General features: G+C 54.7%; 1 protein-coding gene. It reads left to right on the top strand.

All coding sequences use genetic code 11. The annotated features are described in order from the left end of the window. Window positions 1-78: 78 nt before the first annotated feature. Entirely contained in the window at window positions 79-1122 is a 1044-nt protein-coding gene (locus SxD43FB_RS23640; RefSeq protein WP_096064166.1) for an IS110 family transposase, read from the top strand. Window positions 1123-1154: the final 32 nt, after the last annotated feature.

Genomic DNA, 1154 nt, shown 5'->3' with positions numbered 1-1154 from the left:
CTGTTGGTGTGGACGGCCTCCATACGGCATCAAATAATGCCAGGTTATGCCGTTAGACATCAACGATGGAGACCCGCTATGGACCAGATTATTCGCATTGGCATGGATACGTCGAAGCATTTCTTTCAACTACACGGCGTAAATGCCACCGAGCAGCCGGTGCTGCGGAAAAAGCTTCGTCGTATCGAGATGATCAACTTTTTTGAAAAGTTGCCGTCAACAACGATCGCAATCGAAGCGTGTGGCAGCTCTCATCATTGGGCCCGGCTGCTTAGTTCATTTGGGCATGAGGTGAAACTGATCGCGCCCCAACTGGCTAAGCCATATGTCAAGCGGGGAAAGAATGATGCCGCCGATGCCGAGGCGCTTTGTGAGGCCATGAGCCGTCCGACGATGCGCTTTGTGCCTGTAAAATCGAGAGAACAGCAAGCCGCCCTAATGCTCGTTGGAATGCGTGAACGTCTCGTCCGCAACAAAACTCGACTTGCCAATGCGATCCGTAGCTATGCCGCCGAATTCGGCCTGACTGCAGCAAAGGGCACTTGTAGGATCGAGCCGCTTCTTGAACGTATTTCGGCCGATGAGTCTATACCTCTCCTCGGCCGCGAGCTTTTCGCCTTTCATGCAAGGGAATATGAACAACTGGAGAAAGAGCTCAGGGCCGTCGACGCCAAACTCATCGAATGGCACCGTGCTAATGAGTGCAGCCGCCGCTTGGCGCAAATTCCGGGTGTTGGACCGATCGGCGCATCGTTGTTAATAATGAAAACACCCGCGCCCGAACTTTTTAAATCCGGGCGACAATTCGCAGCTTGGATGGGCCTGACACCAAAGGACCACTCAACTGCCGGAAAAGCCCGACAAGGCATCATCACTCGGGCAGGCGACGAAACGTTACGAAGCACCCTGGTGGTGGGCGCCACTGCGCTCCTACGATATGTCAGATCGGGTTCCGGCAAGCATGGTTCGCAATGGCTAATCGAGATGCTCAAGCGTAAACCGCCCAAGCTCGTCGCGGTAGCGCTGGCGAACAAGATTGCTCGTGTCGCCTGGAAGATGATGGTGACCGGCGAAAACTACCGGAAAAATGCAGTGCCGCCAAACTTGGCCCGCGCTGCATGAAGGAATCAGGCGGTCACGATGAGCTGGAAAGC

The organism is Sphingobium sp. D43FB (assembly GCF_002312805.1).
In the GTDB taxonomy this organism is placed as follows: Bacteria; Pseudomonadota; Alphaproteobacteria; order Sphingomonadales; family Sphingomonadaceae; genus Sphingobium.
This window is presented reverse-complemented; position numbering and strand designations above follow the sequence as displayed.

Excerpts from the sequence above, each read along its gene's own strand:
- SxD43FB_RS23640 (WP_096064166.1), top strand. The coding sequence starts at position 79 with ATGGACCAGATTATTCGCATTGGCATGGATACGTCGAAGCATTTCTTT.